The organism is Streptomyces sp. SX-6 (genome assembly GCF_059089585.1).
Window position 1 is genome coordinate 95,681 of sequence record NZ_JBTHHU010000005.1, and the last position, 20,624, is coordinate 116,304.

Below are 20,624 nucleotides of genomic sequence, written 5' to 3' on the forward strand. Positions count from 1 at the left end.
CCTAGCCACACAGACCGTGTAGGTGACAAGGAAAACTTCGAGACCAGGGCGGTACCTCATACGCGCTGTACAGGCCGTGGCCGCCACCTAGTTGAGGTGGCGGCCACAGCGATTTCCGGCGGCTCCCGGTCTAGGGGTGGTACGTACCGTCCGTGATGTAGATCCGCATGTTGGGGATCGTGAGCGTGCCGCCCGCCTGGCCCGCTTGGGTGATCTTGACGTTGTCGAACCACATGATGGGCAACGGCACACCGGGAATCATCGGCGGCGGGCTGGACGGGGTGAAGTCAACCGGCAGCAAACTGAGGAGCTTGCCCTTCAACTCCTCGGTATACATAGTGACTTTGCCACCGTCGATCGTGGAGGTCTGGCCGATACCGGCCTGGTGCATGGTCCTTCCCCGGTCGTTGACCAGAGCGTGCAGATCCTTGATCTTCAGCGAGCTCGCGGAGAACTTCAAGACCTTCTTCTGGTGACCGTCCGCCGTCGTGACCGTTTTGACGCCCTCGAACGTCACCCATGTCAGGGTGAGCCTGCTCGACTCGAGGTACCACGGGTTGTTGGCGAAGGCGAACTCACCATTCGCTGCCTTCGCGTTGGGCTTCGGGCACGGAGGCGGCGTCTTCGAGGCGCTGGCGTTCGGCGAAGGAGACGCGGTCGAGGACGGGGTCTCCGAGGGCGAAGGTGTCGGTGACGTACTGGGTTTGGACGTCGTCTCCGCAGGAGTCGGGGTGGCCGGCGCCTCTGTGGGCTTCTTCGCCTTGTCGGCCCGGTCCGGCTTGGCCGACCCGGTGGGCTTGGGCTTCGCGGACGGGCTGGGGGACGCGCTCGGCTCGGCCGTCTTCGAGGCGCTCGGGGACGGCGAGGGCGTCGCGGTCGGCGACGGGGTGGCAGTGGCCGATGCCGAGGGGGACGGGGTAACGGACGGAGTGTGCGTCGGTGCCGGTATGGGCTGCGGCGCATGGTCCTTGTGGCTCACCGTCGGTGAGGGCGCGGGCTTGTCGTCCTTGCCCTCGTCGTCATCCGACGCCGTCGGAGTGGGAGTCGCCGAAGGCTCCTTCGCCTTATCGTCCGGACTCGCACTTGCGCTTGCGCTCGGAGTGGCCTCGGGCGTCTTGTCCGGAGATGCCGTCGCGCACAGCGCGTCACCGAAGGGGTTGGGCGGATCCGTGGGCTTGGCCTGCGCGAGCTGGGGCGTGAAACCGATGCCCATCAGCACGGCACTGGGCATCGCCGCAAGAGCGACCGCCTTGCCCGCCGGCATGTGCAGCCGCGCCAACAGCGGCTTCTTCGGGGCCGCGTGGCGCGGCCCCTTTCTGGCCCGGTCGTCCTCGTACACGTCGTCAGTCGGCATGGTTGCCCCCATCGCCGTCCTTCATCAGGTTCACGGGCTGAGGGCCTGCGGTGTCACCGCCGTCCACCGCTTCCACGAGCGGCTTGCCCGGCATCCAGGAGACAGCGAGCGCGCCGCCCAGGAGAGCGGGGAGGAAACCGAGCAGGAACGCCCCGAAGTTCGCGACAACGAGGGACACCACCGCAAGCAGAATCGCCGCGACACCGGCGAAGACCCTCGACTGCCGCTGGAACCACATGGTCAGCCCCAGCACGACCAGCAGCACCCCTATGATCAGCGAGCCCGCGCCCGCGGTGGTGGAGAGCCGGAGGCTCAAGTCACCGATCTTCATGGTCTGGTACGGGATGTACATGGTCGGCACACCCGAAAGCATGGTCCACAGCCCTGCCCAGAACGGGCGCTGCCACCGCCAGTCCCGAAACGAACGGCGTGCGCTTCCCAAGTTGTCGATCGACCGTGGTCGCGTATCGGCGCTCATGATGTGCAGCTCCTCGGAACTGGCGAATCGGTGGTACGTGAGGAGGAAGAGACACGTTCGGGTACGGGAATATCAACTGCGCTCCCGTACCCGCCCGTTCGGCGCGTCAGCGCTACTGCTTCACTTCGCACTTCTGCGCGCCAAGGCTGACGCCCATCTTCAGGTTGGGCAGGGTGAACGTTCCCGCCGAGGACGCCCAGGCCTTCTGGTCGACGCCGGTGAAGTCGACCTCCGTCGCCTGCTGGGCGAAGGAGCCGGGCACGTGCCCTGTCTTGTCGCCCGGGTTCGGGCCCGGGCCCTTGGTGGTCCCGTCCGCCGAGACACCGATGTCGATGTTCTTGAAAACAGCCTTGTTGACGTTCATGTCGGTCGCGTCGATGTAGAGTTTCTGCGCCTCGACGTCCGTCCCCTTGTCACCGGCCTTCAGCTGAAGGCCCACATCGCCGAACGGCGTGGGGATGGTCACCGACTGGCACAGGCTGGTGATCTCCGCCTTGTCCATACCGACCACGGCGACAGGGTTCGGCCCCTTCTTGTTGGGGTCCGCCGAGCCGTACTGGGTGAACCCCGTACCGTGAATGTGCTGCGCCGCGACCTGGAACTGCTGCCCCGAAACGCTGAACGACGCCGCGAGCGCGCCCTGCGCTATCGCGACGACCACCGCACCCGACGCGGCGACGCTGGGCACCATGACGACGGCGAACCGCTTCCATCTGGTCCCGCCACGAGCCTGGGACTTCATGACTTGCCTCCTTCTCGGACGTACACCCCAGGTACGGGCGTGGGAACCCTGCCTCGGGTGGGAGACGTGCTACGTCCTCGGGAGGTACACCGCGGCCGGGACCCCGGCGAAGCGAACACCCCCGAGCGACAACCACTTGGCCACGCTGGTTGCGCAACCGCCGGGACAGGCACCGCCGTTGACGACGGCGACCCCCCTGCCCCGAGAACCGGCATGGTCGCCGGCCCGCCCGGTGGGGAACCAACTCCCGCGCCCCGACCGGCTGCCGGGCTGACGGTGATGGACCGAGCTTCGCCGATCGTGGTCTATTCCAGGGCGGGGCACAAGAGGTTCATTACTAGCGAGTAACGCACCGATAACCGAAGGGCGTCCGCTCCGTATCAACCGGACACCGGATGCTGCCGGAGCGTGTTCGGGCGAAGGGGTGGATAAGCGGAAAACCCGGGCGAAGGCCCGGGTTTTCCGTTACTTGCAGTAGCAGCTGCCGCGTTTATTAAGATTTGATAAAGGGCAGACGCTGTGCCGTTTGTTGCGGGCGTGAGGCCAGAGCTCTGGCCTCCACCTCGTCGGAGCCCGTCAGAACAGTGCCCGCGACAGCGCCGTACGGGCCGCCGTCACACGCGGATCGTCCGGCCCGATGACTTCGAAGAGTTCCAGCAGCCGCACGCGCGCCGCGTCCCGGTTCTCGCCGGCCGTCCGCCGGACCGTGTCGAGCAGCCGCCCGAAGGCGTCCTCGACATGACCGCCGACCAGGTCGAGGTCGGCCGCGTCGATCTGCGCCGCGGCATCGCCCGGGGCGTCGGCCGCCGCCTTGCGGACCTGCTGCGGGTCCATGTCCTGGACGCGCAGCAGGAGTTCGGCCTGGGCGAGGCCCAGCTTCGCCTCGGTGTTGCCCGGGTCGTCGGACAGGACGTTCTTGTACGCCTGGATCGCACCGCCCAGGTCGCCCTGGTCCAGCGCGTCGTGCGCCGCACCCAGGACGGCGTCGTACGGACCCGCGGGGCGCGCGGGTGCCTGCTGCTCGGCGCCCGGCTCGGCCGGAGCGCCCACGATGCCGAACTGCTGCTCCGCGACCTGGATCAGCTGGTCCAGCACCTGCCGGACCTGCGCCTCCGGCGCGGCACCCTGGAACAGCGGCAGCGCCTGCCCGGCCACCACGGCGAAGACCGCGGGGATGGACTGCACGCCGAACTGCTGGAAGAGCAGCTGATTGGCCTCGACATCGACCTTGGCCAGTGCGAACCGGCCGCCGTACTCACCGGCGAGGCGCTCCAGCAGCGGGCCCAGCTGCTTGCACGGCTCGCACCAGTCGGCCCAGAAGTCGATGACGACCGGCACCTCGGCGGACCGTTGGAGGACGTCCCGCTCGAAACCGGCCTCGTCGACGTCGAAGACCAGCGGACCGGCGACCGGTGCACCGCCGTGGCGCGCCGCGTCGGCACGCGTCTGCTCCGCCCTCTGCTTGGCTTCCCCGGCCGCCTTCACCGCGGCGAGGTCGACCACTCCACTCATGGACATGTTCCGTGGCTGCATGGGTCTATCCTCCCCCTTCCGCGCTGCGATCGGAAAAGTACGTAGCGGTACAGCAACGCCGGGTCCCCACCCGGCGGCGTGGTTGTCGCTCGCTTTTACGCTACGACCCGTAGCGTAACTGGAACCACAGGGGCCCGGGCAAGCTTTTTCGGTGATCTGGCTCATACCCGGTAGCCGCCCCTACTCGGCGGTAAGGTCTCGGCCATGACCCCTGCCCGTGGCCGTACCGGCCGACCCCGCAGCGTCGAGGCCGACCGCGCGATCCTCGACGCGACACGTGCGGCGCTGGTGGAGCTGGGCTGGGGGAAGCTGACGCTCGGGGATGTGGCGGCCAGGGCCGGGGTCGCGAAGACCACCCTCTACCGGCGATGGGCCGGCAAGAACGAGCTCGTCGTGGACGCGGTGGCCGATCTCTTCGACGAGCACCTCGAACTGCCCGACCGGGGCAGCCTGGTGGCCGACATCGAGGGCGTGGTGCTCCAGTTCGCGAATCTGCTGGACCGGCCCGAGACCAAGACGGCCCTGATGGCCGTCGTCGCCGAGTCCACCCACGACGACGCCCTGCGCGACCGGATCCGCACCGCGATCGTCGACCGCCAGAAGACCCTGGTGCTCCTCGGGCGCGAACGCGCCCAGCGGCGCGGTGAGCTGCCCTATGAAACGGACCCGGCCCTGGCTGCCCGCACCGCCGACCTGATCTTCGACGTGATCGCGGGCGCGGTCGTCCACCGGACACTGGTGAGCGCCGAGCCGGTGGACGGCGAGTGGGCCCGCCGCTTCACGGCGCTGCTGATCGGCGGGCTGGCCGCGGCGGCGGCAGAGGGTTCCGTCAGCTGACGTTGGCTGATGTCGGCTGACGTCAGCGGCGCTTGAACGCCGTCTTCGCCTGGGCGGGCTCCGTGCGGGCGTCACCCGCGAACACGGCCGTGAAGGTCGTGGTCTTGGCGGCCTTGTACGCGATCACGAGCTTGCCGTTGCGGTCCACCTTGGCACTGCGCAGCAGCTTCTTGGTGCCGCCCGCGGGCTGGGCGTAGACCGAGACCGTGCGCTCCTTCCAGGTCTTGCCGAGCTTGGCGGTGACGCTCTTGGCATCGGCGGTCAGGCCGAGGGTGGTCTTGTTGCGCGGGACCTGGACCGAGACGGAAGCGGCCACCGGAGCGTGGTCGGCGTCGCCCTTGTAGCGAAGGGTGTAGGTGACCTTGCCGCCGACCGCCGGGACGTCCTCGACCTCGAAGGCGTGGTCGGCCATCGACGGGTACACCGTGCGGACGCCCAGCGACTTGCCCTTGGGCGAGGCCGCGTCGGTGCGGATGAGCTCCATCGGGAGCGAACGCCAGCCGGGGATCGAGAAGTTGAGGGTGCCGCGCAGGGTGAGCTTCTTGTCCAGGGGCGCCTTGGCGGGCGCCTTCAGCTTGAGCTCGGTCCTTTCCTTGGTGGGGTTGTCGAACGTCCGCAGGACAAGGCTGTCCTTGGTCTCCAGGGTGCTGGTGAGGACGAACAGCTTGCTCGCGTCCGGCGCCCAGGCCAGCCCGCGCGACTGCCCGATGGTGTAGTCGCCCAGGTCGAAACCGCGGATCGGCAGCCGCTCCCCCGGCCGGAAGATCAGGGCGTTGTGCCAGGTGCCCACGGCCAGCGTGCCGTTGGGGGCGAACGTCACGGACCGCGGTTCGTCCTTGCCGCCCAGGTAGCGGGTCACATCGGAGTCGTTGAGGTCCGTGGAGCGCAGGGAGATCAGGCGCTCCCGGCCGTCCGCGGACACGACCTCGTTGCCGTCCGGGGAAAGGGCGATGCCCCCGTTGTCGGCGATGCCGAAGAAGCCCTTGCGGTGGGCGCGCTGCTTGGCGGTGCCGGAGGAGACGTCGTAGACCGCCCGGTGCTGCGGGTCCCCGTCGTCGTTCTGGACGACCAGGAGGCCCCGGTCCTTGCCCGGGGCCGCGGCCACCAGCGGCGCGTAGTCCCAGGCGACCCCGTCCGCCTGGTCGAGGGTGACCTTGGCCCGTCCCCCGGCGAACTCGAGCGAGCCGATGCCGCCCGCGCCGTACGACCCGTGGCCGAACCACAGCTTGCCGCCGGTGAAGGCCAGGTGCGCCGGGGCGGTGCGGGTGCCCGTGGCGTAGCGGCCCTTCTCCTTGAGGGTGGCCGTGTCGATGGCGGAGATCGAGTCGACCTCCGTCAGCGCGACGTACAGCGTTCCCGAGTCCTGGCTCAGCGCCAGGCCGCCACCGCTGGTCTCGTTGGTGATCCGCTTCACCAGCTTGCCGTTGTAGTCGGTGACGAGCACCGAGCTGGTCTTGGGATCGCTGATGAAGACCTGGCGGTGGGCCCCGTCCACCACCATCTCGCCGCGCGGCCAGTCATCGGTGATCGGCAGGGTGGTCTTGCTGTCGGCGTACGCGGCCGGCGCGGACGCGCCGAGGAGCGAGACGGAACCGGCGGCCAGGGCGAGGGTGACGCCCATGGCGGCGAGCTTGGAAGTGTTGCGACGGACACGCACGGTGTCGTAGCCCCCAGTGGTGGTGCGAAGGCCGCTGGCGACGGCCGGAATTGGTCAGCCTGGAGGCTACGCGACGGCTTGACGGGCCCTTTACCCGCCCCTGGCCCGTTGATTGCAGACCCTAGAAACCCGCGGGCTCCGTGTACGTGCCCCACTCCTCGCGGAGCGCGTCGCAGATCTCGCCGAGGGTGGCCTCGGCGCGGACCGCCTCGAGCATGGGGCCGATCATGTTGGAGCAGTCTCGGGCGGCGGTGATCATGGTGCGGAGGGCGGCCTGCACGCGGGCGTCGTCGCGGGACGCCTTGCGGGCCTTCAGTACGCGCACCTGCTCGCGCTCCACCTCGTGGCTCACGCGCAGGATCTCCAGGTCCCCGGTGACCGAGCCCTCATGGCAGTTGACGCCCACGACGCGCTTGTCGCGCTTCTCCAGGGCCTGCTGGTAGCGGAAGGCGCTCTCGGCGATCTCGCCCGTGAACCAGCCGTCCTCGATGCCGCGCAGGATGCCGGAGGTGATGGGGCCGATGGGGTGCCGGGCGTCCGGGTGCGCGTGCAGGCCGCGTTCCTTGATCTGCTCGAAGATCGCCTCCGCGTCGACCTCGATGCGGTCGGTGAGCTGCTCGACGTACCACGAACCGCCCAGCGGGTCGGCCACGTTGGCGACGCCGGTCTCCTCCATCAGCACCTGCTGGGTGCGCAGCGCGATCTCGGCGGCCTGCTCGCTCGGCAGGGCGAGCGTCTCGTCGAGGGCGTTGGTGTGGAGGGAGTTGGTGCCGGCGAGGACCGCGGCGAGGGCCTCGACCGCGGTGCGGACCACGTTGTTGTACGGCTGCTGGGCGGTGAGGGAGACGCCCGCGGTCTGGGTGTGGAAGCGCAGCCACTGGGCCTTGTCGGTCCGCGCGCCGTAGACCTCCTTCATCCAGCGGGCCCAGATGCGGCGGGCCGCGCGGAACTTGGCGATCTCCTCGAAGAAGTCGACGTGCGCGTCGAAGAAGAAGGACAGGCCGGGCGCGAAGACGTCCACGTCCAGGCCGCGGGACAGGCCGAGCTCGACGTAGCCGAAGCCGTCGGCGAGGGTGTACGCCAGCTCCTGCGCGGCCGTGGCCCCGGCCTCGCGGATGTGGTAGCCGGAGACCGACAGGGGCTTGTAGGCGGGGATGGCGGCGGCGCAGTGCTCCATCAGGTCGCCGATCAGGCGCAGATGAGGCTCGGGCGGGAAGAGCCACTCCTTCTGCGCGATGTACTCCTTGAAGATGTCCGTCTGGAGCGTGCCGTTGAGGATGCCGGTGTCCACGCCCTGCCGCTCGGCGGCGACCAGGTACATGCAGAAGGCGGGTACGGCCGGGCCGCTGATCGTCATCGAGGTCGTGACATCGCCGAGCGGGATGTCCTTGAAGAGGACCTCCATGTCGGCCGCCGAGTCGATGGCGACGCCGCAGTGGCCCACCTCGCCGAGCGAGTGGCCGTCGTCGGAGTCGCGGCCCATCAGGGTCGGCATGTCGAAGGCCACGCTCAGCCCGCCGCCGCCCGCGGCGAGGATCATCTTGTACCGCTCGTTGGTCTGCTCGGCGTTGCCGAAGCCGGCGAACTGGCGGATGGTCCAGGCGCGGCCGCGGTAGCCGGTGGAGTACAGGCCTCGGGTGAAGGGGTACTCGCCGGGCCAGCCGATGCGCTCGAACCCCTCGTAGGCGTCGCCGGGGCGCGGGCCGTAGACGGGGTCGACCGGGTCGCCGGAGAGTGTCGTGAAGTCGGCGTCGCGCTTGCGGGCCGCGTCGTAGCGCGCTTGCCAGCGGTTGCGTCCCGCCTCGATGGCTGATGCGTCCATGGGGTGCCGTCCGCCTCTCCGCGCGTGCGCGACCATTTACTAGGACGTCCTAGTAAATGGTCGCGCACGAACGCCCCGGGCACAAGGCTCCGGGGCGGCGTTGCGGCGTCAGGCCTTCGCGGGGGCGGGGGCCTCGTTGGCGAACAGGGGCTCCAGCTCGCGGGAGACCTTGCGCTCGACGAAGAACGCGGCGCTCGGGATGGTGCCGGCGACCAGGATCCAGCCGAGCTTGCCGAAGGACCACTTGGCCTTGGAGCCCATGTCGAAGGCGAAGATCAAGTAGGCGACGTAAAGCCAGCCATGGGCGATGGCAACGATCCGGACCAGGCCCGCCACGCCGTCCATATCCAGCCCGTACTTGGCGATGACGCCGATGGTGAGCAGGATCAGCAGAACACCGGTGACATAGGCCAGCACGCGGTAGCGGGTCAGCACGCTTCGTTTCATGGATACGAGCGTAACCGCCCGAAATACCCCCGCGTCGGCGGGGACGACGCCCAAGGCCGGCCTTACGTCCTGTACCTGGTCGGACCACCCCCGCGATGGCGGGGGAAACGTGCTGACCTCACCAGCACTGTAGGGCGCGCTTCAGCCCGCGTCCTCGAAATCCTCCGCCGCCACCCGCAGGGGCCGCAGGATGTCGAAGATCCGCCCGCAGTCCTCCGCGTCGTACACGCCCAGGCCGAAGTCCATCGCCATCAGGTCGTGGGTCGCCGACTCGACGACCTCGCGGCCCTTCTCCGTGATCGAGGCGAGCGTGCCGCGCCCGTCCCTGGGGTTGGGGCGCTTGTCGACGAGGCCGGCCTTGACGAGGCGGTCGACCGTGTTGGTGACCGACGTGGGGTGGACCATGAGCCGCTCGCCGATCTTCGACATCGGCAGCTCGCCGGACTTGGAGAAGGTGAGCAGCACCAGCGCCTCGTACCGCGCGAAGGTCAGCCCGTACGGCTTGACGACCGCGTCGACCTGGCCGAGCAGGATCTGCTGGGCGCGCATGATCGAGGTGATCGCGGCCATGGAGGGCACGGCCCCCCAGCGCTGCTGCCACAGCTCGTCGGCACGGGCGATGGGATCGAAGGGGAGGCTGAGCGGCTTCGGCACGGTACGAGCGTACCGGTCGGCCATATGCCGGGTTTCGGTGTCTCGTACTGCGGACCGAAGCCCGCGGCTCAGCCCTCCGCCAGGTGACGCTCCACCGTGGCGACCTTCGACGTCAGCCCGTCCGTGACGCCGGGGCGGATGTCGGCCTTGAGGACGAGCGAGACGCGGCCGCAGCGGGCTTCCACCGCGCCGACCGCGCGCTTGACGACGTCCATGACCTCGTCCCACTCCCCCTCGAGGGAGGTGAACATCGCGTCCGTGCGGTTCGGCAGCCCGGACTCGCGGACGACGCGCACCGCTTCGGCGACGTACGCGCCGACGTCCTCGCCGGCGCCGATCGGGGTGACGGAGAAGGCGACGATCATGCGTTCATCACGCCTTCCTTGCGGGCGCGGGCGGCGATGACGCTCGCCTCGGCCTCACGGCGCAGCATGCGGTCGGCGAAGAAGCCGCCGGTCGGCAGGACGGAGAGGAAGAGGTAGAGGGCGACGGTCTTCAGCGGCCACTTGGTGCGGTTCCAGGCGTCGGCGAGGAAGAGCACGTAGAGGAGGAAGGCGATGCCGTGTACCCAGCCCATGACCGGCACGGCGTTGAACGACGTCGTGTTCTTCAGCACGATGCACACGATCATCACGAGCCAGGAGACGGCCTCCGGGGAGGAGACCAGGCGGAGCCGGCGCAGGGCGGTGGCGGTCTTGAGGTCCACGGGGCACCTTCGGGGTCGGGAGCGGGTGTCCGTACGGTCACGGCTTGTGACCGTATTCACAAGTTTCCCTATTGTCGCAGTCGCGTTGTGGATCAGGGGATCCGGGTCCGGGGATCCGGCCGGGGATCCGGGTTCGGTGATCTTGGGCCTTTGGGCCTGTCGAATTGTCAGTGGTGCCCGATAGCGTCGGGGCGTGGCACAGTTTCGGCTCCAGGGAAGCAGGGTCCTCGCCGTCGACATGGCCGGTGACACCGTCAAGGCCAAGAACGGTGCGATGGTCGCGTACGAAGGGGAGATGACGTTCAAGAAGATGACCGGCGGCGGTGACGGCCTGCGCGGCATGGTCACGCGCCGGATCACCGGTGAACAGATGGCGGTCATGCAGGTGAAGGGGACGGGCACCTGTTATTTCGCCGACCGGGCGAGCGAGATCAACCTCGTCACGCTGCACGACGAGACGCTGTACGTCGAGGCGAGCAATCTGCTGTGCACGGACGGGGCGTTGCGCACGGGCACGACGTTCACGGGGCTGCGCGGCGGTGCGCAGGGCAATGGCCTGTTCACCACGACGGTGGAGGGTTCGGGGCAGGCGGCGATCCTGTCGGAGGGCACGGCGGTGGTGCTGCGGGTGACGCCGGACATGCCGCTCCAGGTGGATCCGGGTGCGTACATAGCCCACACGGGGCGGCTGCGGCAGCACTTCCAGTCGGGCGTGAACTTCCGGACGTTCATCGGGGAGGGCTCGGGCGAGGCGTTCCAGATCCGGTTCGAGGGTGACGGTCTGGTGTATGTGCAGCCCAGTGAGCGGGAGACGTTCGGGGGTGACGTGTGATGTTCCGGATACTCAACTCCCGCATGGTCGAGGCCCAAGTGGTGCCGGGGCAGCGGCTGTTCAGCCAGCGGGGCGCGATGCTCGCGTACCGGGGCGAGGTGTCGTTCACGCCGAGCATCACGGGCGGCCAGGGCGGCGTGATGGGGATGATCGGGCGCCGGGTGACGGGCGAGGCGACCCCGCTGATGACGGTGGAGGGCGACGGCTCGGTCATGTTCGGCCACGGGGGCCACCATGTGCACGTCGTGGAGCTGGCCGGGGACACGCTGTATGTGGAGGCCGACCGGCTGCTGGCGTTCGAGGGTTCATTGCAGCAGGGCACGATGTTCATGGGGTCGCAGGGCGGGGTGATGGGGGTGGTGCGCGGGCAGATGACGGGCCAGGGCCTGTTCACGACGACCCTCCAGGGCCATGGCGCGGTGGCGGTGATGGCGCACGGCGGCTTCATCGAACTGCCGATCACCCCGGACCGGCCTGTGCATGTCGATCCGCAGGCCTATGTCGCGCATCGCGGCGAAGTGCGCAACAGGATCTCGGCGGCGGTGGGTTGGCGTGAGCTGGTCGGCCGGGGGTCGGGCGAGGCGTTCCGGCTGGAGCTGTCGGGCAGCGGCACGGTGTACGTCCAGGCGTCGGAGGAGAAGCTTTGAACGGTCCGGTGATCCATGACGTCCATACGCTGCCGGTCAACGACAACATCAACCCCTATGCGTTCAGCGTGAATCTCGACGGGCGGTGGTTCCTGCAGAAAGGGAAGATGGTCGCCTACTACGGGCAGATCAACTTCCATGGGATAGGTCACGGGCCCCTCGAGCACCTCATAGCGGCCAGTTTTCACAGCCCGTTGCACGCTTCGGACTGGGTGGTGGCCGAGGGGCGGGGCAAGATGGTCCTCGCGGACCGGGCGTTCGACGTCAACTCCTATGACCTCGAGGACGGCAACCTGACCGTGCGCTCGGGCAATCTGCTGGCCTTCGAGCCGTCGCTGTCGCTGAAGCAGTCGATCATCCCGGGGTTTCTGACCCTGATAGGGACAGGCACGTTCGTGGCGGCCTCCAACGGTCCGGTGGTCTTCGCCGAGCCTCCCATCCGGGTTGACCCCCAGGCGCTGGTGGGGTGGGCCGACTGCCCGTCGCCTTGTCATCACTACGACCACCGGTATCTGCGCGGGGTGCTGGGCGGGGTGCGAATGCTCACCGGCATCGGGGGGACGTCGGGCGAGGAGCACCAATTCGAGTTCGTCGGCGCGGGGACCGTACTGCTGCAGTCCACCGAGCAGTTGCTCGCGGGGCGGGCGACCGGCGGGGCGCCGGACGAGGAGGGGGTGCCGGGTGCGGCCCGTGCGAATCAGCCATAGAGGCGGGGTGGGGACCCCGTGCGCCGCTTCGGGCTGTGAGCGGTACCCTCCGGAGTGTAACGTCGAACGCGTGACCTCTCGCTCGGCCATTTCCTGCATATATTGGTTCAGTTTTCAACTTTCTTAGGTAGAATCCCCCTATGGACACCGAGAACGGCACACGCTGGCTCAGCGACGAGGAACAGTGCACCTGGCGGACCCACTTGGAGGTCAGCCGGCTGCTGATGCACCGGCTCGAACGGGACCTCCAGCCGTTCGGTCTGACCAACAACGACTACGAGATCCTCGTCAACCTCTCCGAGTCGACCGACCACCGGATGCGGATGAGCGACCTCGCCACCGCGACGCTCCAGTCCAAGAGCCGCCTCTCGCACCAGATCACCCGCATGGAGAACGCGGGGCTCGTGCGGCGTGAGAACTGCGAGTCGGACCGGCGCGGTCTGTTCGCCGTCCTCACGGAGCATGGGTGGGAGACGATGCGGAAGGTGGCGCCGCACCATGTCGCGTCCGTGCGCGAGCACTTCATAGATCTGCTGTCGGCGGAGGAGTTGAAGGCGCTGCGGGAGTCGTTGGTGCCGGTGGCGAAGCACTTGCGTGCCACGCGGGGGAAGTAAGCCCGTTCGCCGTTTCCTGGGGCTGCGCCCCAGACCCCGCTTGTCGCGGCTTCGCCGCTCGGCCTCAAGCGCTGGCCGGGCTTGATTTGGTCAGGCACTCGATCAGAGCGTCCGCCGCTGCGTACGGGTCCAGGGTGCCCTGCACCACGCGGTCGGCCAGGGCGGCGATGTGGCGGTCGCCGCTGAGGTCGCCGATGCGGGCTCGCAGGGCGGTGACCGCGATCGTCTCGATCTCGTGTGCCGCCCGCGCGGCGCGCCGTTCCGCGAGCGCGCCGCGCTCCTCCATCCATGCCCGGTGCTTCTCCAGGGCCTCGACCACCTCGTCGGTGCCCTCGCCCCGGGCGGCCACGGTCTTGATGATGGGCGGGCGCCAGTCGCCGGGCGTCCGGGCCTCGCCGAGGCCGAGCATGTGGTTCAGCTCGCGGGCCGTGGCGTCCGCGCCGTCCCGGTCCGCCTTGTTGACCACGTAGACGTCGCCGATCTCCAGAATTCCGGCCTTGGCCGCCTGGATGCCGTCGCCCATGCCCGGTGCGAGCAGCACCACCGAGGTGTCGGCCTGGGAGGCGATCTCCACCTCCGACTGCCCCACGCCGACGGTCTCCACGAGCACCACGTCGCACCCCGCCGCGTCCAGCACCCGGATCGCCTGCGGGGCGGCCCAGGCCAGGCCGCCCAGGTGGCCGCGCGTGGCCATCGAGCGGATGTAGACCCCGGGGTCGGAGGCGTGATCCGACATCCGTACCCGGTCCCCCAGCAGCGCGCCGCCCGAGAACGGCGAGGAGGGGTCGACGGCGAGCACGCCGACCCGCTTGCCCATCCGCCGGTAGGCGGTCACCAGGGCCGAGGTGGAAGTGGACTTGCCCACTCCGGGCGAGCCGGTCAGGCCCACCACATAGGCGTGGCCCGTGAGGGGGGCCAACGCGGCCATCACCTCGCGCAGTTGCGGGGACGCCCCCTCCACCAGTGAGATCAGCCGGGCCACGGCTCGCGGCCGGCCCGACCGTGCCTGCTCGACCAGTGCGGGGACGTCCGTCATGTCCGCTCCGTTCCGTCGTGCCGTCGGGAGTCCGGTCAGGTCCGGTCAGGTCACTCGCCGTTGCCGGGGACGCGGATGATCAGCGCGTCGCCCTGGCCGCCGCCTCCGCACAGGGCCGCGGCGCCGATTCCGCCGCCGCGGCGCTTGAGCTCGAGGGCGAGGTGCAGCACCACGCGGGCGCCCGACATGCCGATGGGGTGACCCAGGGCAATGGCCCCGCCGTTGACGTTCACCTTTTCCGGGGATACGCCCAGATCCTTCATTGACTGCACCAGTACGGCCGCGAACGCCTCGTTGATCTCGATCAGATCGAGGTCCTCGACGCCGAGCCCCTCCTTGCCCAGCGCGTGCTTGATCGCGTTGGACGGCTGGGACTGGAGGGAGTTGTCGGGGCCGGCGACATTGCCGTGGGCGCCGATCTCGGCGATCCACTGCAGGCCCAGCTCCTCGGCCTTGGCCTTGCTCATCACCACCACGGCGGCGGCACCGTCGGAGATCTGCGAGGCCGTGCCCGCGGTGATCGTGCCGTCCTTGGCGAAGGACGGCTTCAGCTTGGCCAGCGTCTCGGCGGTGGTCTCCGGGCGGATGCCCTCGTCCTTGCTGAAGACGACCGGCTCGCCCTTGCGCTGCGGGATCTCCACCGGGGTGATCTCGGCCTCGAACAGGCCGTTCTTCTGCGCCGCGGCGGCCCGCTGGTGGGAGCGCGCGCCGATCTCGTCCTGCTCGGGGCGGCGGATGCCCAGGCGGGTGTTGTGCTTCTCGGTGGACTCGCCCATGGCGATGCCCTCGAAGGAGTCCGTGAGCCCGTCGTACGCCATCGCGTCGAGCATCTCGACCGCGCCGTACTTGTAGCCCTCGCGGGACTTGGGCAGCAGGTGCGGGGCGTTGGTCATCGACTCCTGGCCGCCGGCCACGACGATGTCGAACTCGCCCGCGCGGATGAGCTGGTCGGCCAGCGCGATGGCGTCGAGGCCGGACAGGCAGACCTTGTTGATGGTCAGCGCCGGAACGCTCATCGGGATGCCCGCCTTGACGGCCGCCTGCCGCGCCGGGATCTGGCCGGCACCGGCCTGGAGCACCTGACCCATGATCACGTACTGGACCTGGTCGCCGCCGATGCCCGCGCGGTCGAGGGCGGCCTTGATGGCCACACCGCCCAGGTCGGCCCCGGAGAACGAGCGCAGCGAGCCGAGGAGCCGGCCCATGGGCGTACGGGCGCCCGCGACGATCACGGAGGTATTGCCGGTCGAACCGTTCGTACCAGACATGAACACGGCTCCTTCGAGCGGAATCCGAGAGGTGCAAGGGTGTTTCGGAAAATGTACTGAGCAGTACCCGCCGGGTCACCGGGCTGCGGGTGTGATCGCGCGCACGTTGCGTAACCAAACGTACGGCGGTGGACTGGTTGCATGCTGACGCGCATCGACCACATCGGGATCGCCTGCTTCGACCTCGACAAGACCGTCGACTTCTACCGTGCCACGTACGGCTTCGAGGTGTTCCACACCGAGGTCAACGAGGAACAGGGCGTACGCGAGGCCATGCTGAAGATCAATGAGACGTCGGACGGCGGCGCCTCGTATCTCCAGCTCCTGGAGCCGATCCGGGAGGACTCGACCGTCGCCAAGTGGCTTGCCAAGAACGGCGAAGGGGTCCACCACATCGCCTTCGGCACCGCCGACGTGGACGGCGACGCGGAGGACATCAAGGGCAAGGGTGTGCGCGTGCTCTACGAGCAGCCGCGCATCGGCTCGATGGGGTCCCGCATCACCTTCCTGCACCCGAAGGACTGCCACGGTGTGCTGACCGAACTGGTCACCTCCGCGCCCCGCCATGCCGAGGAGCACTGACCCTCACCTTCCCCCGGCCGGTAGAGTGCAGGTTCGGCCGGGGTGCGGGTGGGGCCCGGCCCAGGCTGTGCCGATGATCTGACACCATTTCTTCGGAAGGGCGGGCTCCGGGTTCCACCACCACGCAGTACGGGGCCGGCCGCCGACGCGACCAGGGGACGGATGGACCGCGCTGTGCGGGGCTACGAGCGCCAGGAGAGTCAACGGGCTGAGGCCGACACCCTCTCGATGTTCGAGGCCGAGATGGATCGGCTGAAGACCGAGCGGGAGAAAGCGGTCCAGCACGCCGACGACCTCGGCTACCAGGTCGAGGTGTTGCGCGCCAAACTCCATGAGGCGCGCCGCACTCTCGCGCACCGCCCTGCCTATGACACGGCCGGTCTCGACTACCAGGCCGAGCAACTGCTGCGCAACGCGCAGATCCAGGCCGACCAGCTGCGCACGGACGCCGAGCGCGAGCTGCGCGAGGCGCGGGCCCAGACGCAGCGTCTGCTCCAGGAGCAGGCCGAGCGGCAGGCCCGGCTGGAAGCCGAGCTGCACGCCGAGGCCGTGGCGCGCCGTCAGCGGCTGGACGAGGAGCTCAACGAGCGCCGCCAGACCGTCGAGTCGCACGTCAACGAGAACGTCGCCTGGGCCGAGCAGCTGCGCACCCGTACCGAGTCCCAGGCCCGCCGGCTGCTCGAGGAGTCGCGGGCGGAGGCCGAGCAGTCGCTCGCCACGGCCCGTACGGAGGCCCAGCGGCTGACCGAGCAGGCCCGTGGCCGGCTGGGTTCGGCCGCCGAGGAGGCGCGCGCGGAAGCCGAAGCGATCCTGCGCCGGGCGCGTACGGACGCCGAGCGGCTGCTGACCGCCGCGTCCACGCAGGCGCAGGAGGCCACCGACCACGCGGAGCAGCTGCGTACGACGACGAGCGCGGAGTCCGACCAGGCCCGGGTGACGTCGGCCGAGCTGACGCGTGCCGCCGAGGCGCGGATGCAGGAGGCCGAGACGGCGCTGCGCGAGGCGCGGGCCGAGGCCGAGAAGCTGGTCGCCGAGGCGAAGGAGGCCGCCGCCGCGCGGCTTGCCGGTGCCGAGACGGACAACGAGCAGCGTGCCCGTACCGCCAAGGCGGAGATCTCCCGGCTGGTGGGCGAGGCGACCAAGGAGGCCGAGGCCCTGCGGGCCGAGGCGGAGCAGCTGCGCGACGACGCGGCGGCGACGGCCGAGCGGCTGCTGGCCGAGACGGCGGACAAGGCGCGCAGCGCCGCCGCCGAGGACTCGGCGGCGCAGCTCGCCCTGGCGGCGCGTACGGCGGAGGAGGTCCTGAGCAAGGCGTCGGAGGACGCCATGGCCACCACCCAGTCGGCCGCCGCCGAGGCCGAGCGGATCCGCCGTGAGGCGGAGGCGGAGGCCGAGCGGCTGCGCGAGCAGGCCGCGGACACCGCGGAGCAGCTCAAGGGCGAGGCGAAGGACGACACCAAGGAGTACCGCGCCAAGACGGTCGAGCTCCAGGAGGAGGCGCGGCGGCTGCGCGGCGAGGCCGAGCAGCTGCGGTCCGAGGCCGTCGCCGAGGGCGAGCGGATCCGGGGCGAGGCGCGCCGCGAGGCGCTGCAGCAGATCGAGGAGGCGGCCAGCACCGCCGAGGAGCTGCTGGCGCAGGCGAAGGCGAACGCCGAGGAGACCCGTACCGGCGCGAGCGCCGAGAGCGAGCGGGTGCGGTCCGAGGCGGCCGAGCGGGCGGCGACGCTGCGCCGGCAGGCCGAGGAGGCGCTGGAGCGGGCGCGCGCCGAGGCCGAGGAGATGGCCGAGGAGTCCGAGGACCACGCCGAGCGCACGCGGACGGAGGCGGCCGAGGCCGCGGCCAGGCTGCGCGAGGACGCCGAGCGGGCGGCGCAGGCGCGGCGCGAGGAGGCCGACGAGGAGCTGACGCGGCTTCGTACGGAGGCCGAACAGCGCGTCGAGGCCGCCGAGTCGGCGCTGCGCGAGGCCCGTGCGGAGGCCGAGGGGCTGCGCCGGGAGACGGCGGAGGAGACGGAGCGGCTGCGCGCGGAGGCGCAGGAGAAGGCGCGCACGCTGGGTACGCAGGCGGAGGAGGAGGCCGAGCGGCTGCGTGCCGAGGCCGCTTCGGACGCGTCCGCGGCCCGGGCCGAGGGCGAGGAGGCGGCCGAGGAGCTGCTGAGCGACGCCCGTACGGAGGCCGAGCGGCTGCGTGCGGAGGCGCAGGAGAAGGCCGACCGGGTGCGGGCGGAGGCGGCCTCGGCCGCCGAGCGCCTGGCCGCCGAGGCGGCCGAGGAGCTGGCCGCCGCGCAGGAGGAGGCCTCGCGGCGGCGCCGTGAGGCCGAGGAGCTGCTGGGCGACGCGCGCACGGACGCGCAGCAGGAGCGCGAGGCGGCGCGCGAGCAGAGCGAGGAGCTGCTGGCGTCGGCGCGCAAGCGGGTCGCCGAGGCCCAGGAGGAGGGCCTGCGGCTGGCCGAGGAGGCCGAGCAGCGGGCCGATTCCCTGGTGGCGGCCGCCGAGCAGACCGCCCAGCAGGTGCGGGAGTCGGTCGCGGGGCTGCACGAGCAGGCCGAGGAGGAGATCGCCGGGCTGCGTTCGGCGGCGGAGCACAACGCCGAGCGGACCGTCGGCGAGGCGCAGGAGGAGGCGGACCTCCTCCGCGCGGAGGCCTACGCCGAGCGCGAGCGCGCCAAGGAGGACGCGTCGCGCGTCCGTGCCGAGGCGCACGCGACGGCCGAGGCGGCGCGGGAGCTGGCGGAGCGTACGGTCGCGGACGCGATCGCCGAGGGCCAGAGCGTCGAGGAGGAGGCCGCCCGCATCCTGGAGGAGGCGCGGTCGGCGGCGAACACCAAGCGCACGGATGCCGCGCGGCAGGCGGACGAGCTGATCGCCGAGGCGACCTCCGAGGGCGAGCGGCTGCGTGCCGAGGCCGCCCGGACGCTGGAGGAGGCCATCGAGGCCGCCGAGGCGGAGCGCGGCGAGGCCCGGGCCGAGGCGGCGCGGCTGGTGTCCGAGGCGGCGCGCACGGTGGACGAGGCGCGCGATACGGCGGACGCCCACCGGGTGGAGGCCGCGCAGCAGGCCGACGAGCTGCTGGCCAAGGCGACCGCCGAGGCGGAGCGCCTGGTGTCGGACGCGTCGGCGCGGGCGCAGCAGATGCGTACGGACGCCTCCGACGCGCTGGCGTCGGCGGAGCAGGACGCGGCGCGTTCCCGGGCCGAGGCCCGCGAGGACGCGAACAAGATGCGTGCGGACGGCCATGCCGAGGCCGAACGGATCGTCAACGACGCGGCGGAGCTGACCTCTTCGGCCCAGGGCGACGCCGACCGCATCGTGGACGAGGCCCGCGAGCAGGCGAACGCCCGCCGGGCGGAAGCCGCGCGGCAGGCGGACGAGCTGGTCGCCGAGGCGACCTCCGAGGGCGAGCGGCTGCGCGCCGAGGCCGCCCGGACGCTGGAAGAGGCGCGGGAGGCGGCGGACGCCCACCGTGCGGAGGCCGCGGCCGAGGCCGAGCGGGTGCTGGCGGACGCGGCCGCCGAGGCGGAGCGGGTGCGCGCGGATGCGGCGGGGACGCTGGAGGCCGCGCGCCGCGAGGCGGAGCGCACGGCGGACGAGGCGCGCGACGCGGCCAACTCCCGCCGGGCGGAGGCCGCGCAGCAGGCGGACGAGCTGATCGCCGAGGCGACCGCCGAGGCGGACCGGATGGCCACCGAGGCCGCCACCGCGCTGGCGGCGGCGCAGGAGAACGCCAACAGCACGCGCGCGGACTCGGCGAAGCTCAAGGCCGACGCGGTGCTGGAGGCGGAGCGGCTGCGCGCCGAGGCGCGGGCCGACGGCGAGCGTACGGTCGACGAGGCGCGGGACGCGGCCGCCAAGCGGCGGTCGGATGCCGCCGAGCAGGCGGACGCGCTGGTCGCCAAGGCGCAGGAGGAGGCCGTGAAGACCGGCACGGCCGCCGAGGAGCAGGCCGACGCGATGGTCGGTGCGGCGCGCCGGGAGGCCGACCGCATCGTCGCGGAGGCCACGGGCGAGGGCAACGGGCTGGTGGAGCAGGCGCGTACGGATGCCGACTCGCTGCTGTCCGAGGCGCGTGGGGACGCGACCGCCATAAGGGAGCGTGCGGACGAGCTGCGGGGCCGTATCGAGAGCGAGGTCGAGGAGCTGCACGACCGTGCCCGCCGGGAGGTCGCCGAGGCGATGCAGTCGGCGGGCGAGCGCTGCGACAAGCTGGTCGCGGCCGCCGAGGAGCAGCTCGCCTCCGCCGAGGCGAAGGCGAAGGAGATCGTGTCCGACGCGAGCGGCGAGGCCAGCAAGGTCCGCATCGCGGCGGTGAAGAAGACCGAGGGCCTCATCAAGGAGGCGCAGCAGAAGGTCAAGGAGGCCGAGCAGAAGAAGGCCGACGCCGTACGCGACGCCGAGCGCCTGCGCACCGAGGCGCTGGAGGAGGCCGCACGCCTTGTGGACGACGGGAAGCGGGAGTTGGAGGCGCTGGTTCTGCGGCAGCAGGACATCAACGCGGAGATTTCCCGTGTCCAGGACGTGTTGGAGGCGTTGGAATCATTTGAGTCCCCCGGGGCAGGAGGCTCCAAGGAGGGCGGGGTGAAGGCGACGGCAGGGGTCGGCTCAACTCGATCGGGTGGCAAGCAGTCCCAGAAGTAACCACTCAATCGAGGGGAGGTTTTCCGGATCCCTCGACCAAGTAGAACCATCTGCTCGATGACCCGCCGCTCCC

19 protein-coding genes are annotated in these 20,624 nt (G+C 70.5%); 7 read left to right on the forward strand and 12 right to left on the reverse strand.

What is annotated here, in order from left to right:
• Positions 1 to 130: 130 nt before the first annotated feature.
• The 4 genes from ACV530_RS07965 to ACV530_RS07980 all read right to left on the reverse strand — a co-directional run bounded on the left by ACV530_RS07965 (position 131) and on the right by ACV530_RS07980 (position 4,107).
• Positions 131 to 1,354 carry a hypothetical protein gene (locus ACV530_RS07965; RefSeq protein ID WP_494331576.1) on the reverse strand — a complete coding sequence of 408 codons (1,224 nt, stop codon included), beginning with the start codon at positions 1,352 to 1,354 and terminating at the stop codon, positions 131 to 133.
• Positions 1,344 to 1,832, reverse strand: coding sequence for a DUF6114 domain-containing protein (locus ACV530_RS07970; protein WP_494331577.1), 489 nt, complete (start codon positions 1,830 to 1,832; stop codon positions 1,344 to 1,346). Before ACV530_RS07970 ends, ACV530_RS07965 begins: the two co-directional genes overlap by 11 nt.
• 112 nt (positions 1,833 to 1,944) lie before the next feature.
• Positions 1,945 to 2,574 (reverse strand): DUF6230 family protein, encoded by a 630-nt coding sequence (locus ACV530_RS07975; RefSeq protein ID WP_494331578.1) that lies wholly within the window; start codon positions 2,572 to 2,574, stop codon positions 1,945 to 1,947.
• Positions 2,575 to 3,150: 576 nt separating this feature from the next.
• Positions 3,151 to 4,107, reverse strand: coding sequence for a tetratricopeptide repeat protein (locus tag ACV530_RS07980; protein WP_494331579.1), 957 nt, complete (start codon positions 4,105 to 4,107; stop codon positions 3,151 to 3,153).
• A gap of 204 nt (positions 4,108 to 4,311) precedes the next feature.
• On the opposite strand from ACV530_RS07980, the gene ACV530_RS07985 reads away from it, so the two are divergent.
• On the forward strand, positions 4,312 to 4,944 hold the full coding sequence (locus tag ACV530_RS07985; protein WP_494331580.1) for a TetR/AcrR family transcriptional regulator: 633 nt from the start codon (positions 4,312 to 4,314) through the stop codon (positions 4,942 to 4,944).
• Positions 4,945 to 4,966: 22 nt separating this feature from the next.
• Here ACV530_RS07985 and ACV530_RS07990 read toward each other — a convergent pair whose 3' ends face one another.
• From ACV530_RS07990 to ACV530_RS08015, 6 genes are all read right to left on the reverse strand, one after another.
• Entirely contained in the window at positions 4,967 to 6,565 is a 1,599-nt protein-coding gene (locus ACV530_RS07990) for an Ig-like domain repeat protein (RefSeq protein WP_494331581.1), read from the reverse strand.
• Between the two features lie 157 nt (positions 6,566 to 6,722).
• Positions 6,723 to 8,423, reverse strand: coding sequence for a coenzyme B12-dependent isobutyryl-CoA mutase large subunit (icmA, locus tag ACV530_RS07995; protein WP_494331582.1), 1,701 nt, complete (start codon positions 8,421 to 8,423; stop codon positions 6,723 to 6,725).
• 108 nt (positions 8,424 to 8,531) lie between these two features.
• The gene (locus ACV530_RS08000; RefSeq protein WP_494331583.1) at positions 8,532 to 8,870 is read right to left on the reverse strand and encodes a DUF3817 domain-containing protein; all 339 of its coding nucleotides are present in this window, start codon (positions 8,868 to 8,870) and stop codon (positions 8,532 to 8,534) included.
• A gap of 141 nt (positions 8,871 to 9,011) precedes the next feature.
• Entirely contained in the window at positions 9,012 to 9,524 is a 513-nt protein-coding gene (locus ACV530_RS08005; RefSeq protein ID WP_494331584.1) for a MarR family winged helix-turn-helix transcriptional regulator, read from the reverse strand.
• 68 nt (positions 9,525 to 9,592) lie between these two features.
• The gene (locus ACV530_RS08010; RefSeq protein ID WP_494331585.1) at positions 9,593 to 9,889 is read right to left on the reverse strand and encodes an MTH1187 family thiamine-binding protein; all 297 of its coding nucleotides are present in this window, start codon (positions 9,887 to 9,889) and stop codon (positions 9,593 to 9,595) included.
• Positions 9,886 to 10,230, reverse strand: coding sequence for a DUF3817 domain-containing protein (locus tag ACV530_RS08015; RefSeq protein WP_494331586.1), 345 nt, complete (start codon positions 10,228 to 10,230; stop codon positions 9,886 to 9,888). The genes ACV530_RS08010 and ACV530_RS08015 overlap by 4 nt, the downstream gene beginning before the upstream one ends.
• A gap of 193 nt (positions 10,231 to 10,423) precedes the next feature.
• On the opposite strand from ACV530_RS08015, the gene ACV530_RS08020 reads away from it, so the two are divergent.
• From ACV530_RS08020 to ACV530_RS08035, 4 genes are all read left to right on the forward strand, one after another.
• The gene (locus ACV530_RS08020; protein WP_494331587.1) at positions 10,424 to 11,062 is read left to right on the forward strand and encodes an AIM24 family protein; all 639 of its coding nucleotides are present in this window, start codon (positions 10,424 to 10,426) and stop codon (positions 11,060 to 11,062) included.
• The gene (locus tag ACV530_RS08025) at positions 11,059 to 11,709 is read left to right on the forward strand and encodes an AIM24 family protein (protein ID WP_494331588.1); all 651 of its coding nucleotides are present in this window, start codon (positions 11,059 to 11,061) and stop codon (positions 11,707 to 11,709) included. Before ACV530_RS08020 ends, ACV530_RS08025 begins: the two co-directional genes overlap by 4 nt.
• Complete coding sequence (locus ACV530_RS08030) at positions 11,706 to 12,416, forward strand: AIM24 family protein (RefSeq protein ID WP_494331589.1); 711 nt, start codon at positions 11,706 to 11,708, stop codon at positions 12,414 to 12,416. Before ACV530_RS08025 ends, ACV530_RS08030 begins: the two co-directional genes overlap by 4 nt.
• Before the next feature lie 140 nt (positions 12,417 to 12,556).
• A complete protein-coding gene (locus ACV530_RS08035; RefSeq protein WP_494331590.1) occupies positions 12,557 to 13,030 on the forward strand; it encodes a MarR family winged helix-turn-helix transcriptional regulator in 474 nt (157 codons plus the stop codon).
• A 64-nt stretch (positions 13,031 to 13,094) separates the two neighbouring features.
• Here the strand turns inward: ACV530_RS08035 and meaB are convergent, their stop codons facing one another.
• Positions 13,095 to 14,066 (reverse strand): methylmalonyl Co-A mutase-associated GTPase MeaB, encoded by a 972-nt coding sequence (meaB, locus tag ACV530_RS08040; protein WP_494331591.1) that lies wholly within the window; start codon positions 14,064 to 14,066, stop codon positions 13,095 to 13,097.
• 50 nt (positions 14,067 to 14,116) lie between these two features.
• Positions 14,117 to 15,334 (reverse strand): acetyl-CoA C-acetyltransferase, encoded by a 1,218-nt coding sequence (locus ACV530_RS08045; protein WP_494331592.1) that lies wholly within the window; start codon positions 15,332 to 15,334, stop codon positions 14,117 to 14,119.
• A gap of 141 nt (positions 15,335 to 15,475) precedes the next feature.
• Here ACV530_RS08045 and mce point away from each other — a divergent pair, with 141 nt between their 5' ends.
• Both mce and scy read left to right on the forward strand, forming a co-directional pair.
• Positions 15,476 to 15,916, forward strand: a complete 441-nt coding sequence (gene mce / locus ACV530_RS08050; RefSeq protein ID WP_494331593.1) for a methylmalonyl-CoA epimerase — start codon at positions 15,476 to 15,478, stop codon at positions 15,914 to 15,916.
• A 174-nt stretch (positions 15,917 to 16,090) separates the two neighbouring features.
• Positions 16,091 to 20,551: a polarized growth protein Scy gene (scy, locus tag ACV530_RS08055; protein ID WP_494331780.1), complete on the forward strand. Its 4,461-nt coding sequence runs from the start codon at positions 16,091 to 16,093 to the stop codon at positions 20,549 to 20,551.
• The last annotated feature ends 73 nt before the right edge of the window (positions 20,552 to 20,624 follow it).

What these genes read in the sequence shown, in the direction of transcription:
- ACV530_RS08035 (WP_494331590.1), top strand. Translation starts at nt 12,557, where the DNA reads ATGGACACCGAGAACGGCACACGCTGGCTCAGCGACGAGGAACAGTGC.
- ACV530_RS07975 (WP_494331578.1), bottom strand. Translation starts at nt 2,574, where the DNA reads ATGAAGTCCCAGGCTCGTGGCGGGACCAGATGGAAGCGGTTCGCCGTC.
- ACV530_RS07965 (WP_494331576.1), bottom strand. Translation starts at nt 1,354, where the DNA reads ATGCCGACTGACGACGTGTACGAGGACGACCGGGCCAGAAAGGGGCCG.
- meaB (WP_494331591.1), bottom strand. Translation starts at nt 14,066, where the DNA reads ATGACGGACGTCCCCGCACTGGTCGAGCAGGCACGGTCGGGCCGGCCG.
- ACV530_RS08010 (WP_494331585.1), bottom strand. Translation starts at nt 9,889, where the DNA reads ATGATCGTCGCCTTCTCCGTCACCCCGATCGGCGCCGGCGAGGACGTC.
- mce (WP_494331593.1), top strand. Translation starts at nt 15,476, where the DNA reads ATGCTGACGCGCATCGACCACATCGGGATCGCCTGCTTCGACCTCGAC.
- ACV530_RS08000 (WP_494331583.1), bottom strand. Translation starts at nt 8,870, where the DNA reads ATGAAACGAAGCGTGCTGACCCGCTACCGCGTGCTGGCCTATGTCACC.
- icmA (WP_494331582.1), bottom strand. Translation starts at nt 8,423, where the DNA reads ATGGACGCATCAGCCATCGAGGCGGGACGCAACCGCTGGCAAGCGCGC.
- ACV530_RS07980 (WP_494331579.1), bottom strand. Translation starts at nt 4,107, where the DNA reads ATGCAGCCACGGAACATGTCCATGAGTGGAGTGGTCGACCTCGCCGCG.
- ACV530_RS08045 (WP_494331592.1), bottom strand. Translation starts at nt 15,334, where the DNA reads ATGTCTGGTACGAACGGTTCGACCGGCAATACCTCCGTGATCGTCGCG.
- ACV530_RS07985 (WP_494331580.1), top strand. Translation starts at nt 4,312, where the DNA reads ATGACCCCTGCCCGTGGCCGTACCGGCCGACCCCGCAGCGTCGAGGCC.
- ACV530_RS07990 (WP_494331581.1), bottom strand. Translation starts at nt 6,565, where the DNA reads ATGGGCGTCACCCTCGCCCTGGCCGCCGGTTCCGTCTCGCTCCTCGGC.
- ACV530_RS07970 (WP_494331577.1), bottom strand. Translation starts at nt 1,832, where the DNA reads ATGAGCGCCGATACGCGACCACGGTCGATCGACAACTTGGGAAGCGCA.